At 60.6% G+C, this 15,111-nt stretch carries 15 protein-coding genes and 1 tRNA gene; 13 read left to right on the top strand and 3 right to left on the bottom strand.

Going from position 1 to position 15,111, the window contains the following annotated elements:
• The first annotated feature begins 290 nt into the window (after positions 1–290).
• From SZ63_RS02370 to SZ63_RS02335, 8 genes are all read left to right on the top strand, one after another.
• Positions 291–884 carry a hypothetical protein gene (locus SZ63_RS02370; protein WP_048180441.1) on the top strand — a complete coding sequence of 198 codons (594 nt, stop codon included), beginning with the start codon at positions 291–293 and terminating at the stop codon, positions 882–884.
• 74 nt (positions 885–958) lie between these two features.
• Complete coding sequence (locus SZ63_RS02365; protein WP_048180438.1) at positions 959–2,104, top strand: ORC1-type DNA replication protein; 1,146 nt, start codon at positions 959–961, stop codon at positions 2,102–2,104.
• Between the two features lie 49 nt (positions 2,105–2,153).
• Positions 2,154–3,101 (top strand): methenyltetrahydromethanopterin cyclohydrolase, encoded by a 948-nt coding sequence (mch, locus tag SZ63_RS02360; RefSeq protein ID WP_048180435.1) that lies wholly within the window; start codon positions 2,154–2,156, stop codon positions 3,099–3,101.
• Between the two features lie 363 nt (positions 3,102–3,464).
• Positions 3,465–3,538 (top strand) — tRNA-Val (locus tag SZ63_RS02355).
• A gap of 583 nt (positions 3,539–4,121) precedes the next feature.
• Positions 4,122–5,294, top strand: a complete 1,173-nt coding sequence (locus SZ63_RS02350; RefSeq protein WP_156168329.1) for a hypothetical protein — start codon at positions 4,122–4,124, stop codon at positions 5,292–5,294.
• A 198-nt stretch (positions 5,295–5,492) separates the two neighbouring features.
• Positions 5,493–6,485 (top strand): proline iminopeptidase-family hydrolase, encoded by a 993-nt coding sequence (locus SZ63_RS02345; RefSeq protein WP_241481222.1) that lies wholly within the window; start codon positions 5,493–5,495, stop codon positions 6,483–6,485.
• Positions 6,486–6,713: 228 nt separating this feature from the next.
• On the top strand, positions 6,714–6,923 hold the full coding sequence (locus SZ63_RS02340; RefSeq protein WP_048180840.1) for a TOBE domain-containing protein: 210 nt from the start codon (positions 6,714–6,716) through the stop codon (positions 6,921–6,923).
• Between the two features lie 97 nt (positions 6,924–7,020).
• Complete coding sequence (locus SZ63_RS02335; RefSeq protein ID WP_048180429.1) at positions 7,021–7,530, top strand: hypothetical protein; 510 nt, start codon at positions 7,021–7,023, stop codon at positions 7,528–7,530.
• Positions 7,531–7,960: 430 nt separating this feature from the next.
• Here SZ63_RS02335 and SZ63_RS02330 read toward each other — a convergent pair whose 3' ends face one another.
• Complete coding sequence (locus tag SZ63_RS02330) at positions 7,961–8,377, bottom strand: SET domain-containing protein (RefSeq protein ID WP_052959034.1); 417 nt, start codon at positions 8,375–8,377, stop codon at positions 7,961–7,963.
• A gap of 243 nt (positions 8,378–8,620) precedes the next feature.
• On the opposite strand from SZ63_RS02330, the gene SZ63_RS02325 reads away from it, so the two are divergent.
• Both SZ63_RS02325 and SZ63_RS02320 read left to right on the top strand, forming a co-directional pair.
• Entirely contained in the window at positions 8,621–9,502 is an 882-nt protein-coding gene (locus SZ63_RS02325) for an ABC transporter ATP-binding protein (protein WP_048180426.1), read from the top strand.
• 3 nt (positions 9,503–9,505) lie between these two features.
• Entirely contained in the window at positions 9,506–10,273 is a 768-nt protein-coding gene (locus SZ63_RS02320) for an ABC transporter permease (RefSeq protein WP_048180423.1), read from the top strand.
• Positions 10,274–10,295: 22 nt separating this feature from the next.
• Here the strand turns inward: SZ63_RS02320 and SZ63_RS12600 are convergent, their stop codons facing one another.
• The gene (locus SZ63_RS12600) at positions 10,296–10,472 is read right to left on the bottom strand and encodes a CxxC-x17-CxxC domain-containing protein (RefSeq protein WP_074370462.1); all 177 of its coding nucleotides are present in this window, start codon (positions 10,470–10,472) and stop codon (positions 10,296–10,298) included.
• Positions 10,473–10,777: 305 nt separating this feature from the next.
• Between SZ63_RS12600 and SZ63_RS02315 the strand changes: the two genes are divergently transcribed.
• The 3 genes from SZ63_RS02315 (at position 10,778) to SZ63_RS02305 (ending at position 14,651) form a co-directional block, all read left to right on the top strand.
• Entirely contained in the window at positions 10,778–12,769 is a 1,992-nt protein-coding gene (locus SZ63_RS02315; RefSeq protein WP_048180420.1) for a methyltransferase domain-containing protein, read from the top strand.
• Positions 12,770–12,848: 79 nt separating this feature from the next.
• On the top strand, positions 12,849–13,760 hold the full coding sequence (gene nifB, locus SZ63_RS02310; protein ID WP_048180415.1) for a nitrogenase cofactor biosynthesis protein NifB: 912 nt from the start codon (positions 12,849–12,851) through the stop codon (positions 13,758–13,760).
• A 33-nt stretch (positions 13,761–13,793) separates the two neighbouring features.
• A complete protein-coding gene (locus SZ63_RS02305; RefSeq protein WP_048180413.1) occupies positions 13,794–14,651 on the top strand; it encodes a DNA-3-methyladenine glycosylase family protein in 858 nt (285 codons plus the stop codon).
• Between the two features lie 3 nt (positions 14,652–14,654).
• Here the strand turns inward: SZ63_RS02305 and SZ63_RS02300 are convergent, their stop codons facing one another.
• Positions 14,655–15,092 carry a hypothetical protein gene (locus tag SZ63_RS02300; protein WP_156168327.1) on the bottom strand — a complete coding sequence of 146 codons (438 nt, stop codon included), beginning with the start codon at positions 15,090–15,092 and terminating at the stop codon, positions 14,655–14,657.
• Between the last annotated feature and the right edge of the window lie 19 nt (positions 15,093–15,111).

The raw sequence follows: 15,111 nt of genomic DNA, 5'->3' as shown, positions 1-15,111 counted from the left end.
GTAGAGGTGCCGGAAACTTCACCCCTGTATAGGGGCAGGGATATAAAAATCCATGCGAGTGGGAATAGCCATAAACCCAATGTGCGGGGTTTCGGGCACCCCTGCCGGCCGTGGCCGGAACCGGCCCGGATACCCGGAAAAAACCCCAATCCCCATCGTGCAGCCGGCTGCCGACCCGGACCGCCCCCGGCACCGGGGGCGGAAAAACACGGCCGGACGGGCCGAACGGCGGGGCGATGCGGGTCGCCGGTGGAATTGTATATAATGGAATACAATATTTACGTGAATATATGTCCAGCAAGAAGGAAGTCACCATCGGGATCACCATCAACCTCGAGAACTACGAAAATCTCCGTCTCGAGGTCGAGGGGGATGTAGAGACCCAGGAGGATGCGGACGACCTTATCACATTCCTCGACGGGATTCTTGCCCGGCTCGGGCGCGGCGATCAGGCGACCGCCGAGCGCGTGGACGCATACCGGCGGCGGGTTCTCGCGGCGAGGCCCGCGGTCCCGGCGGCCCCTGCCCCGGAGAAGAAGGCTGCCGAGCCGGCGGCGCCGGTGACGGAACCGGCCCCCCCGGAGGAGAAAGCCTGCCCCTCGCCCGAGGTCATCGCAGCGGCGATCCCACCGGCCCCGGAGCACCCGGAGCCGCCCCGGATACCCAGACCGCCCGAAAAGCCGGAGGAGAAGCCCGCCGCACAGCCGGAGGCAGCCCCGGCGGAGGCACCGCCGCAGCAGGAACCGGCTCCGGCGAAGCCGTCCGGGGCTCCGGCGGAGGACGTCTGCGAGGTCTGCGGGGCGGAAGTGACGAAATCACAGGCGAAACTCTCTCAGCTCTTCATGAGCAAGACGCTCTGCAAAAAGTGCATGGAACAGCCGTAATTCCTGCAGGATCCGCGCGATGAGGAGATCCCAACCTGGAGGATATATATACTACCGTACCCGAGGATTGTATAATGAAGAAGAACCTGCTTATGTGGGACGAGACGCTTTTTCGGGACCCCGAGGTCTTCGAGATCGATTACGTCCCCGAGCAGTTCAACCACCGTGACGCCCAGATCCGGGAACTCGCGTTTCAGGTCAAGCCCGGGCTGCGGGGGGCGAGGCCGCTCAACACCATCTGCCGCGGCCTCCCGGGAACCGGGAAGACGACGAGCGTCAAAAAGGTCTTTGCCGAGATCGAGGAGACCACGAAGAAGCTCGTCCCCGTTTACATCAACTGCCAGATCGACAACACCAAGTTCGCCATCTTCTCCCAGATCTACCGCCGCGTCACCGGGCACCCGCCGCCGCCGTCGGGCACGTCGTTCAAGCAGGTCTTCGACGCCATAGCGAGAGTGCTGCAGCGCGAGGAGCAGGTTCTCCTGGTGGCGCTCGACGACGCGAACTACCTCCTCTACGAGAACGAGATCAACCAGGTGCTCTATCCCCTGCTGCGCTCGCACGAGGCCTACCCGGGCGTCCGGATAGGCGTCGTCGCCATCGTCAGCGATATGTCCGTCACCCTGCAGACCGAGGTCGACGCACGGGTGGCGTCGGTCTTCCGCCCCACGGAGATCTACTTCCCTCCCTACTCGGAGGAGGAGGTCCACGGCATCCTCGAGGAGCGCGTCCTGCAGGGCCTCTACCCGAACGTCATCCGGGCCGAGATGCTGGATCTGGTGGTGGAGCAGACGATGAAGAGCGGCGACCTTCGCGTCGGGATCGATCTCCTGAAGCGTGCGGCCCTGAACGCCGAGCGGGAGGCACGCCGGTCCGTCGAGCGGGAGGATGTCTGCAGGGCATACGAGGTCTCCCGGTATCTCCACCTCGCGTTCTCGCTGCGGGCGCTCAAGGCCGAGGAGCGGGAGGTGCTGGCCAGGATCGCGGATATGTCGGCCCGCGACGATAAGGAGATGAACGCCGGCGACGTCTACCGTTTCGTGAAAGAACAGGTGGGCGGGGTCAGTTACACCAAGTTCTACGAGATCATCCAGAAGTTCGATTCGATGCGGCTCCTGAACCTCCACTACCGCCAGGGAAGGGGGCGAACGAGGCTGATCAGTCTCCGTTACGATCCCGGGCGCGTGCTGGAGCACCTGGGGCAGGAGCAATCGATTTGATAATCCTTATCTGTTCCCCCACCGTTTGTACTCTGATGAGGTTTTCCACATGCTCAGCGTGAACGAACTGGCACTGGATATTTTTGAGGAACTCTTCGAATATGCCGAGGAGTTTCATGCCGTCCCGCACGAGCTCGACAACGGCGCACGCATCGTTGACTGCGGCGTCAGCACTTCTGGCGGGTATCTGACAGGAAGGCGGTTCACCGAGATCTGCATGGGCGGGCTCGGCGAGGTCGACATCACCATGGGCCGGATCAGGGACATCCCCATCCCGTTCATCGAGGTCAGCACCGACTTCCCGTCGATTGCGTGCCTCGGCGCCCAGAAGGCAGGCTGGACGATCAACGTCAACAAGTACTTCGCGATGGGGAGCGGCCCGGCACGGGCGCTCTCCCTGAAGCCCAAGCACACCTACGAGGTCATCGACTACGAGGACGAGTTCGATTACGCGGTCATCTGCCTCGAGAGCGACCACCTCCCGAACGCCGCGGTGATGGAGAACATCGCCGAGGCCTGCAACGTGGACGTGGCGAACACCTGCGCGGTCGTCGCCCCCACGGCCTCCCTCGTCGGCTCGATCCAGGTCGCCGGCCGCTGCGTCGAGACCGCGATCTACAAGCTGAACGAGCTCGGGTTCGACACGAAGAAGATCTCCGCCGGCATCGGCCACGCCCCGATCGCGCCCGTCAAGAAGGACGGCACGAAGGCGATGGGCAGCACCAACGACGCGACGATCTATCACGGCAGCATCATGCTGACGATGAACGCGCCGGAGATCAAGGACTACCTGGACCGGATCCCGAGCAACAAGTCCAAGGGATACGGAAAACCGTTCTACGATATCTTCAAGGAAGCCAACTTCGACTTCTACCAGATCGACACCTCGCTCTTCTCCCCGGCGGAGGTCGTCATCAACGAGCTCTCCGAGGGCAAGGTCTACCACGTGGGCGCCGTCAACCCCGAAGTGACGCTGAAGTCCTTCGGGTTTATCTGAACTCTTTTTTTTGCGATTTGTTTCGCAACGTTCGATCCTGCAGAGATCTTTCGATCGCCAAACTCATCACCAACGGCGCTATCCGGCGTTGCAGGAGGCAATCCACCGGGGCGGCCCGGGGTCTCCTTCGCGGCTTCGCGCTCTTCGCGTGAGACTGTATCGCTATCTGCACCAGCTACCTCACGCGAAGCCGCGAAGAACGCGAAGTCTGCAGAGTCCGAACTTCCTTCCCGCCTATTCCAATAAAGCATCCCTGCGAGCACGAGCCACAAAGGACAGGAGATGCCGCGCACGACGCCCCCGGAATCAGGAGCAGGCAACACGTTTATCCGTCACGGTGCAAAACACTATAAGGCATCCACGGGGCTTGTGGTCTAGCTGGTTATGACGTCGCCCTTACACGGCGAAGATCCCCGGTTCGAATCCGGGCAGGCCCATTCCTTTTTCGAAATAAATGCATAAGAAAATTGAATCCCATCAATTGGATATTATATAGGATTATCTGCCGTTTTAGAGGCATTTGTATCCCACACCCCTCATCCGGCTTTTTTAAGCATCCTCTTCAAATCTTCAAGTTTCTGCTGAACCTGCCTCTTCAGAGTCTGAATCTTGCCGATGATTACTTCCAGAGGGCGGTCGGGTTAGCATCTCGCCGCTCTCTGAATCGCTCGATGATATCAGGGATATCAGTTCGTAGCGCCCCAACCCTCCTCTTTGCGGTAGACGTCTATTCTCCCTTTCTGCGTCTGAAGTTCGTTTAAGTCCGTACAATTGCTCCACAATGAGGTAAATAGGAAAATCACGAGCCTTACCAATTAGATAGTAAAAACAAGTGTGTAAATAAGGATTTTGAATTAACTTGGTTGATTATTGTTCATCTAAAGTAGTATTAGACAAAATGAATTGGGTAAATGAGGATTCTCATAGTAAAGGAGAAAAGTTAAAAGAAAAATAAGAGCTCATTTTATTTATCCGATTTGTAAATGTATATTATTAAAAAAATCCCGTTGAGTGGTTTCTTTGTTTCCTAAAAAGGGTGGGACTGAAGAGGAAGACGCATTTTTAGGACTTTTCGCAGGCTTTAGCCAGAAGGCTCATGAAAATTGGCGGAAATATGTTAGAGATGGATTCTTATGGTTGATACTATATCTTTTTCTAGCGGCCATAATTTACGATTTTTTTGTCTTTCAAGTGCTTAACAGCCACATATCGCTAATCTTTTCTATTATGATTGGACTTCTCTTGGTGTCTTACTTTTATTTCAAGCGCAATTTAAGAGACAGCGAGAAACTGTTGATTTTATTTATTATTACAGTTTGGTTCGTCTTCCAAATATCGCTAATAGGAAGTGTCGAGTATCAGTATCAATATGTGGTAGAGGATTACAAGCAGGAATACGCAGATACTATCGATACTGGCAATTATACTGCATTAAGTGCCTCATGGCTTCTTGCAGAAAAATATTGTAACGGAATGGATATCACGTATGGCCAGAAGGGTGTAACGCTGCCAAACAGAGCATTGTCCGGCACCCCAATTAGTATCATGCTGCTAGGAGTTAATCCATGCCTTGCGATTTATTTCTCGGATTTTACTTCTCGAAATAAACTGATTTTCCTTCAAAATGCAGGTAACTGCGGGGAATTTGCGAGGGCAATTGCCATAATGTTAGAAGATGCTTCTAGCATGAATACGAGAGTCATTAAGATGGAAGGCGCTGATCACGAGTTTCCAGAAGTCTATTATGAAGGAGAGTGGTGGGTTTTTGATAAAACTTACACTACTTCCATCAGCCCGGTCAGGGCGCGAGATTATGCTACACACTTGGAAGATAGATATAACTATTTACATCACTCCATTGCGAATTTGAAAGTGGCTAATGAAGAGATATCTGTCCTGGAAGAACATGGGTTTGACGCTTCAAATGTAACAATTTCGGCTCTTTTTGACACGATCAGCTATTCAGAACCTGACACCCCATTATCATATGCTGAAATCAAGGTTTATGCAATCACGTACACAAGAGATTCAATAGTATTTACAGGAAAAACCGATGTCAACGGAAAATGCAACCTTATCCTAAACGGAGATAAGGAATATGTAATCGTGGGCAACTATGATATGTATAATGGCATTAAAATCGTGAACACGTTGCCTTCAAAAGACGAATTAGTAATACTTCTTCTCTGTTGACCGGAAAGCTGAATACTACAGCAAATAGCAGTTGCCAAACGGGAGGCACATAAGTGCATTCCCCACCCCATCCCAAAAAATTCTAATCCCTCCCAACCAAACACCCCATCAGGAACACACCGCCGGCGGTCCCCTACAGCCCCCCGGCCGTGCACCCCAGGGGTCAACCATACCAAAAAAACGTTCAGGAGAGATCTCATGCTACTTCTTGTTCTCACAACCGCAGCGGTGCTGCTCGCGCTCTGCATCATGACGGACCGGACGGCCGACCGATCGAACGTCACCGTAACCAGAACCGACGGCGACACCCGCGAGGGCTACGTCGACGTCGCCGGCGGCCGGGTCTGGTTCCGGATTGTCGGCGCGGAGAGCGCGGGAACGCCCCTCCTCGTCCTCCACGGGGGTCCGGGGATGACGCACGACTACCTCGAGCCGCTCGAAGCCCTCGCGGACGAGCGGCCGGTCGTCTTCTACGACCAGCTCGGGTGCGGGAACTCCGACACTCCGGACGACCCCGCCCTCTGGACGGTGGAGCGCTACGTCGCGGAGGTCGGCGAGGTCCGCGACGCGCTCGGCCTATCACGGGTGCACCTTCTCGGGCAGTCGTGGGGGGGCGGGCTCGCGGCCGAATACGTCCTCTCAAAAAACCCCGGCGGCGTCGAGAGCCTGATCCTCTCCGGACCGCTGCTGGACGCCGACCGGTGGGTGGCGGACCAGAGGGCGAACCTCGCGGCGTTCCCCGACGGGATGCAGGAGGCCGTCCGGGAGGGGGAGGCGAGCGGGAACTTCGACTCGCCGGCATACCAGGAAGCCATGGAGGCGTATTACGCCCGGCACGTCTGCCGGACGGACCCCTGGCCGGAGTGCCTGAACAGGTCGCTTGAACGGCTCGCAATGCCGATCTACCTCGGGATGTGGGGGCCGAGCGAGTTCACCTGCACGGGAACCCTCCGGGAGTTCAGCGTCGCCGGCCGGCTTGCCGAAATCCCGGCCCCGGTGCTCTTCACCTGCGGAGAATACGACGAGGCATCGCCCGCGACGATGGCATACTACCGGAGCCTGGTGCCGGGGTCAAAGCTCGCGGTCTTTAAAGGCGCCTCGCACAGCCACCACCTTGAAGAGGCCGATGCGTACCTCGCGGCCGTGCGGGAGTTCATGGGCTGTGCGACGTTCCGAAGGAACGGAGCTTGAGCACCGTCAGGTACGAGTGTCGATGCGGCACGCTGACCCGGCGCAGGCGAATCCACCTTTTGATACCCGTGCGGGATTCGGACACAGCAGGCACCGCTCCTCCTCACCCCGGAACCCACAGCGACAGCCGGCATTCCCGTCTGCAGGGAGAGAATGCGCACGACGCCGGTTGTCCCGGGCATCGAAACCTATATTGCCCGGAGAGCAGGATTACCGCCGCGGTGCATCATGAAGTTAAGTGCAAGAAACCAGCTTCCCGGAAAAGTAAAGGCCCTGAACGTGGGCGTGGTCACCGCCGAGGTCGTCGTCGAACTGGACGGCGGCGGCGAACTCATCGCGGTCATCACGAAGAAGTCCGTGGAGAATCTCGGGCTTGCCGTCGGCAAGAAGGTCCACGCCGTGGTCAAGTCGACCGAGGTCATGGTCGCCGTCGACTGAACAAACTCACCTTTTTCCACGCAGGGGCGGCAACGCATAAATACGGCGGAAACCGTTCTGCCCGTACCCCTCACGGGGACAGCGAGGTGCCGGCATCATGCTCCAGGAACGCTCCCCCCTGCTGACCGCGATCATCATCTGCGCCCTGATGACCGTACTCGCCGTCGCCTATGCCCTCCTCGCGAACGAGGGTGCGCCCCCTCCGAAAGAGCCGGCCCTCCCCCCGGTCCCGGCCGGAACACCGGGAACCCCGGCCGCGACCGGAGCCCCGGTGCAGCTCACTTCCCGCACGTTCTCGATCAACGTCACCCCGGCATTCGCCACCGCCCGGCCCGGCGATACCGTCAGGTTCACGCTCACGGTGCACCCCGAAGGCGGATTCGACGCGCCCGTCCGGGTCAGGGTCTCCGCCACGGCCCTCGGCGGCGCATACCGCGAAAACCATGACCTCGGCACGATCTCCGCACCCTACCCGCCCCTCACCTACGAGGCCGCGGCCCCCGGCCTCCCGCCCTTCGTCTCCACCGCAACCGTGGACGCCGTGGTCACGGCGACCGGAGGGGGCACCGTGAGGACCGAACGGGTGCAGCTCGTCATCAGGAGGTAGAGCACCGGCACGACACATCGGCCGGCAGAGGTGTTACGGGCGGATCGCGGCACGTCCGGGCCACATCCCCATTCCTGTAACCCCGCATCACGGACACCCCTCTATGATATCCCCAAATTGCCACCGAATCACCCAAAATCGTTCGAATTGAAGGGAGATTCTGGGGTGCCCGCAGGGCCGGCGGGACGGTTACAGGGGTCGGCAGGCATTACCGGCGATCGAGAGAATCTCAATGATTCGGGGAGGATATTGCAAACCCCTTGATTTCCACTGGAGATTTCGGCAGACCAGTCTGAACGGCCCGGAAAGGGTGGGCCGGCCCCCCGGCACCCGGTTCGCGATACCGGTAAACGCCGTCGCCCTCCGGGATTCAATCGGAACGAAAAGAGCCCGGAAAAGGAAATCACCGTGATCCCGGACCTAAAAACACTCACTCCACAGCATCGAACCAGACGGGGTCGGGGCAGTCCGGCAGCCCGCCGTAGTTGATGGTGATCTCCTCGCCCCTCGAGATGGGGCGGTGAGCGGAGATGCGAATCTCGCCCCGGAGGAGATCGCAGACGTGATCCGCGTTCGCGTGGTAGGAGTGGTTGTAGAGCGACCCGTAACCCAGCGCCACGGCGGCGAGCTCCCCCCACGCAAAGTAGTAGTCAAAGAGGTGCGTCTTACCGAGAAGTTCCTGCTCGTCCGCTCCTCCGAGCACGATCACCGGGCAGGTCTCGATCAACTCGCCGGGCACGAGATCCCTGCGGGCGAAGACGCCCCGCCCGCGGCATCCCGACGAACCGATGTATACGGTCTCCGGAGGGGAAAAGACCCCTACCGTCTCTCTGGAATTGTCGATCATGGTTTCGCTGCGACTCCACACGTGCGGATAAGAGCGGTTCGCTCTGCCGGGCAAAAAGGCTGCGGTGGCTCCGCCCCGATAGAAAGGAGTTCCGGCCCGAACCGAGCGGGAACTGCGGCATGCACCCCGGCAGGGAACCGCCGGCGCGGCAGACGGGTGAGCGAAAGAATGTTGTAGTCGCACGACTCCACTGACCCATCGGGAGGAGAGACGATCGGGGACGTCATCGCAGCGCACGACCTCTTGAAGCGGTTCGGAGACCTCATTGCGGTCGACCGCATCGCCTTCCGGGTCAGAGAGGGAGAGGTCTTCGGGTTTCTCGGCCCGAACGGAGCGGGGAAGACGACGACCATGAAGATGATCCAGTGCATCTCCCCGAAATCCGGCGGCACCCTGGAGGTCTTCGGGATGGACGTCGATACCCGCCAGCGGGAGATCAAGAGCCGTCTCGGGGTGGTGCCGCAGGAGAACAACCTCGACCCGGACTTTTCGGCCTACCGGAACCTGCTGGTCTACGCCCGCTACTTCGGCATCCCGAGAAGAGAGGCGGAGCGGCGGGCAGACGAACTCCTCGCGTTCATGCAGCTCGACGAGAAACGGGACGTCCTGATCGACAAACTCTCGGGCGGGATGAAACGGCGGCTGATCATTGCCCGGGCGCTCGTCAACGAACCGGAACTGCTCATCCTCGACGAGCCCACCATCGGGCTCGACCCGCAGGCGCGGCACCTGATCTGGGAGAAACTCAGGAGCCTCCGGGCCGAAGGAAACACCCTCGTCCTCACCACCCACTACCTCGATGAAGCGGAACGCCTCTGCGACCGGCTGGTGATCATGGATCACGGAAAGATCCTCGTCGAGGGCACCCCGGCGGACCTCATCCGGGAGCATGCCGGGAGCGACGTCGTCGAGGTCGAACGGACACAGAAGGCGGTTTCCCGCCTGGAAGAACTCGGCGTGAACTACGACCTTGCCGGCGACGTGATCCAGGTATTCACGGATCGCCCGAACGACGTTGCCCGCGATCTGCTCGAGGCCTGCCGGCACGAGGCGGCGGTGACGGTGCGGCCGGCAACCCTCGAAGACGTCTTCCTGCGGCTGACCGGCCGGAGCCTGCGGGAGTGAGCGATGATCGACATAACCGCGAGAGTGCAGAGCGTCTGGCGGAGGAACTGGGACGCCTTCCTCAGGACCTACCGGGTCAATTTCATCCCGCCCTTCATCGAGCCGGTCCTCTACCTTCTGGCGCTGGGGTTCGGTCTCGGGACCTACATCGAAGCAGTCGACGGGATCCCCTACCCCGTCTTCATCGCACCCGCCCTCGTCTCGATATCGGTGATGTACTCGGCCTTCTTCGAGTGCACCTATTCGTCGTTCGTCAGGATGTACTACCAGAAGACGTTCGATGCCATCATCGCGACCCCGGTCGGCATCGACGAGGTGATCGCGGGGGAGATGCTCTGGGGCGCCACCCGGGGGATGATCTACGCCGCGCTGATGCTCCCCGTGCTCCTCCTCTTTAACGTCGTCGCCATGCCGTCGTCCCTGCTGCTCATACCCTTCGCGTTCCTCGCCGGCCTCCTCTTTGCAGGCATCGCGATGTGCTTCACCGCGATCACGCCGAGCATCGACGCCCTGAACTACCCGTCGTTCCTCTTCATCACCCCGATGTTCCTCTTCTCGGGGACGTTCTTCCCGCTGGACCTCCTGCCCGAACCGATCCAGTACTTCGCCCTCGCCGCCCTCCCGCTCACGCACGTCGTCGGGTTCAACCGGGCAATCACGCTCGCGACGTTTTCGCCGGTAAACCTCCTCAACCTCGCCTGGATAGCAGCGGCTACCGTGATCTTCTTCGTTCTCGCCATCAGGCTGATGCGAAGACGGCTCGTCGTGTGACGGCGCCCGGCTCAAAAAAGGGTTAGAATCGGGGTTTTCTGTGCTTCGGGAGGCAGTCGCGGCAGTAGACGGGCCGACCCTCCGTAGGCTTGAAAGGAACTTCGCACTCTTTGCCGCAGTCGGAACAGACCGCCTTGTGGAACTCGCGGGGACGGTCGTCATAAGAACGGGGGCCCCTGCGGGGGTATCTCTCTTCCATATACTTCAACCATGCAGATAATCTGCACATACTCAATTACCTGCCTGCATATATAGATGCGTCTCAGCGATCCGGGGCGGCAGGATTCGTCCTGCGCAGGCCGGTGCGTGGCCGGGATGCCCGGGAAGGAAAATCCCTCTCCAACGTGTCTGTTTCCCTCTGCAGGGAGGTACGTGACGCAATGCTTTTATCGATACTATCCTATCGAAAGATCATCCAACTATGAACAGCATAACCGTTCTCTTTTGCAACCCGGCAGAACACCGGTTCTATTCCGGAAACGGAGCCGGGGGGAGTGGGCCGGCATGATCGACGAGGTCCACACCGACGAACCTCCCGATAGCAGACGGAAGGCAAAACACCGGGACAGGAGGACGATCGGTCCGGTCCCGAACCTTGAAGACCACGTAAAACCCGACTGGTGGAGGGGTATCTTCAATCGCCTTTACCTGAAGACCGACGGCGACGTCGTCGACGACCCCCGGATCACCGAGCGGGAGATCGACCGGATCGCCCGGATTTTGCAACTCCAGCCCCATGAAAAGGTTCTCGATCTCTGCTGCGGCCAGGGCAGGCACACCCTCGAACTCGCGCGCAGGGGCTACAACGCCGAAGGCCTCGACCAGTCGCACTACCTGATCCAGCGGGCCCGGTCGACCGCGAAGAAAGAGGGGCTCCCCATCCGGTTCCGGGAGGGAGACGCCCGGCGGCTCCCGTACCGCACCGACACCTACGACGTCGTCCTCGTCCTCGGGAACAGTTTCGGCTACTTCGACTCCGTCGAGGAGGATCTCCGGATCCTCACCGAGATCCGGCGCATCCTCAAACCCTGGGGGCGGCTGCTCCTGGACGTCGCCGACGGCGAGTACTTACGCGAGCACTTCCAGCCGAGGTCGTGGGAGTGGATCGACGATGGCATGTTCGTCTGCCGTGAGAGGTCGCTCTCGTTCGACGAACAGCGCCTGATATCCCGCGAGGTGATCACCGACGTCGAGAAGGGCGTCGTTGCCGACCAGTTCTACGCCGAACATCTCTACACCCCCGATGCGCTCCGGCGGCTCCTGGAACGGGCGGGGTTCTCCGACGTCGCCTCCCACGAGATCGCGACCGAGTCGCAGCGCAACCAGGACCTCGGCATGATGGAGCGCCGCCACATCGTCACCGCGCAGGTCAGGAAGGAGTGGTCGGCGGCGAAGACGAAAGGCCGGGAGAGGGCAAAGCACGTCGCGGTGCTCCTCGGCGACCCGGCCAAGCCCGACGCCCTGAAACCCTCCTGCACCTTCGACGACGACGACTTCTACACCATCGACCAGATGAAGGCGGCGTTGCGGGAACTGCCCGGCTACCGGTTCACCTATCTCTGCAAACACGAGACGCTGATCCAGGACCTCCCGAGACTGAAGGGGAAGGTGGACTATGTCTTCAACCTCTGCGACGAGGGGTTCAACAACGACCCGAGGAAAGAACTCCACGTGCCGGCGCTCCTCGAGATGTACGGCATTCTCTACACGGGATCCGGCCCCCAGTCGCTCGCGTTCTGCTACGACAAGTCGCTCGTGCGCGGGATTGCGAAGGAGATGGGGATCCCGGTCCCGGACGCCTGTTTCATCACCCCCGGCGACCGCACCTACGACGTCGGGATGAAGTTTCCGGCGATCGTCAAGCCGAACGCGGGCGACTCCTCCTACGGCATCACGCAAAAGAGCATCGCCCACAGCATCGAGGAGCTCTCCGACATCATCAATTCGCTCCGGATGACGCTCGGCTACGACCGCTCGCTCCTCGTCGAGGAGTTCCTCACGGGAAAGGACATCAGCGTCGGGATCATCGGGAACCCGTCGGGATACAGCATGGTGCTGCCCGTCATCGAGGAGGACTACTCCGCGCTGCCGCCGGGTCTCCCCCGGATCTGCGGCTACGAGGCGAAGTGGCTCCCGGACTCGCCCTACTGGAAGATCACCTCAAAGCCGGCGGACCTCCCCGAGGAGACCGAGAAGGCGATCGTGCGGTGCTGCCTCGCCCTCTTCGAACGCCTGGAGTGCCGCGACTACTGCCGGTTCGACTGGCGGCTCGACGAGCACGGCAACCCGAAACTCCTCGAGGTCAACCCGAACCCCGGCTGGTGCTGGGACGGCCACCTCGCCAAGATGGCGAAGTACGCGGGCCTGACCTACTCCGAGATGCTCGGCCGGATCCTGAAAGGCGCGGAGGAACGGTTCGGGATGGAGCCTGAGCGGGATACGCGGGAGGCCGGCAAGGATCAGCTCCCGTTCGACCTCAGCCAGGAGACGGCCTGACCCGCACCACCTTTTTTGTGCCGCCAGGGAAGACCGCAACCATCAGTATATAATATCCTCCGGCACATAGATCAGTCATATGGCCGACGAGTATCGGACCGCGACGGTCCAGGGCAGGGAGGTTCCTTACGATCCGGAGCAGCTACGTAAGATCAGCGAGCACCCCTGCTACTCCGATAAAGCGTGCCACGCCTTCGGGCGATGCCACGTCCCCGTCGCCCCGAAGTGCAACATCCAGTGCAACTACTGCATACGGGACTTCGACTGCGTGAACGAGAGCCGGCCGGGCGTGACGAGCAGGGTCCTCTCCCCGGAGGAGGCGCTCGATCTCGTCAGGAACGTCGTCAAGGAGTACCCGTACGTGAAGGTGGTCGGGATCGCGGGGCCGGGGGAGCCGCTCGCAAACCCGGAGACGTTCGAGGCGCTCAAACTGATCCACGAGGAGTTCCCGCGCCTGATCATGTGCATCAGCACGAACGGTCTTATGCTCCCCGAGTCGATCGAGGAACTCGCGAAGTACGACGTCGGGAACGTTACGGTCACGCTCAACGCCGTCGACCCGGCGATCGGCGAGAAGATCTACTCATGGGTCGAGTACGACGGGAAGAAGTATCACGGGCGTGAGGCGGCTGAACTCCTCCTCTCCCAGCAGATGAAGGGGATCGAGATGGCGGTCGCTAAGAAGATGTTCGTCAAGATCAACACCGTCTACATCCCCGGGATCAACGACGAGCACATCCCCGAGATCGCGAAGAAGGTCGGGGAGATGGGAGCGTTCACCTTCAACGTCATCCCGCTCATCCCGCAGTACAAGTTCGCCTCCATCACCCCACCGACGCCGAAGGAGAAGCGGGAGATGCAGGATCGGTGCGCCCAGTACATCAAGCAGATGCGCCACTGCGCACGCTGCCGGGCGGACGCGATCGGGAAACTGGGCCAGGACGTTCAGTCCTGTGTCTACCAGCAGATGAAAGATGAGAAGGCAGAATAATCGATTCTTTTTTACCCGGCGGTGCCGCCGGCCATGACGACGATCGAACTCCGCCCCGACCAGCCGTTCGACCTCGACCTGACGCTCGCCTGCGGGCAGGCCTTCCGCTGGGAGAAGGCGGACGGGTGGTGGCGGGGCGTCGCCGAAGGCCGGGCCGTCCGGATACGGCAGGACGCAAACCGGCTCACGTTTGAAGGGGCGGATGAGGGGTTCGTCCGCGACTACTTCCGGCTCGACCAGGATCTCCCGGCCATCCTCTCGTCGATCGACCGCGATCCGGCGATCGGCGCCGCCATCCGGGAGTGCCGGGGGCTCCGCCTTGTCAGACAAACGCCGTGGGAGTGCCTGGTCTCCTACATCTGCGCTACGAACACGAACATCCCGGCGGTGAAACGGCGGGCCGCGCTGATGGCGGAGCGCTACGGGGAACCGGTGGATGGCCCTTCCGGCAGGGCGTATGCGTTCCCGGAGCCGGAGGTGCTCGCCGGGGTTCCGCATGGGGAGTTATGGGACTGTAAACTCGGCTACCGGACGGGCTACGTTCGCGAGGCTGCCGGATATGCGGCGGAGCACCCGGACTGGGCGGAGCGGGTTGCCGCCCTTCCGTTCGAGGAGGCGCGGCAGGCGCTGATGCAGTTAAAGGGAGTCGGGCCGAAGGCGGCGGACTGCGTGCTCCTCTTTGCGTTCGGATTCTTCGAGGCGTTCCCGGTCGATGTCTGGATACGCCGGATCGTGGGGGAGACGTATCTCCCCGATCTTGGCGGCAAAAACTGCACCCCGGCGGAGTACGAGCGGATCCGGCGATTTAGCCGGGACTACTTCGGGGAGTATGCCGGGTACGCGCAGGAGTATCTCTACTGCGCCCGGGGCCCGGCACGCCGCCCGCAGTGATGCTCACTCGTTCCCGTTGCGGATGCGCTCCAGGATGAGAGCGACCGCTGCGAGCAGGGCAAGGATGATGATACCAGCGAGGCCGAGGATGGCGATACCCACAATCGGGATGGGTACCCCGCACACCGAGGTCACGGGCGAGGCGGTGGCGATGGCGACTTTTCCCATTATCAGGGGCGGCACAAATTCCCCGTCGGCACCAGGAGGCCGTTGCCGCGCCATCGTCGTGTTGTAGAGATGCGCCCTCGTCTCCGGGGGCATGTTTTCCAGGAATTCGGGGCAGATCCTCTCATAGTACTCGCCGAGGGATGCGTTCCGCTCCAGCATCCGCTCGTAGATCTCCGCGTGCGACTCGTTGAACGAGTAATCGATGGGGATCTCCCCGCCCGCGGCCGATCCCGGCACGAGAGAGATCGCCGCGAGCAGTGCCAGGAATAGCACGTGGCCTTGCTTCTTCATG

It is taken from the genome of Methanoculleus sediminis, assembly GCF_001017125.1.
GTDB classification, from domain to species: domain Archaea; phylum Halobacteriota; class Methanomicrobia; order Methanomicrobiales; family Methanoculleaceae; genus Methanoculleus; species Methanoculleus sediminis.
The sequence above is the reverse complement of the archived record's forward strand: the minus strand, read 5'-3'. Positions and strand labels throughout refer to the sequence as shown.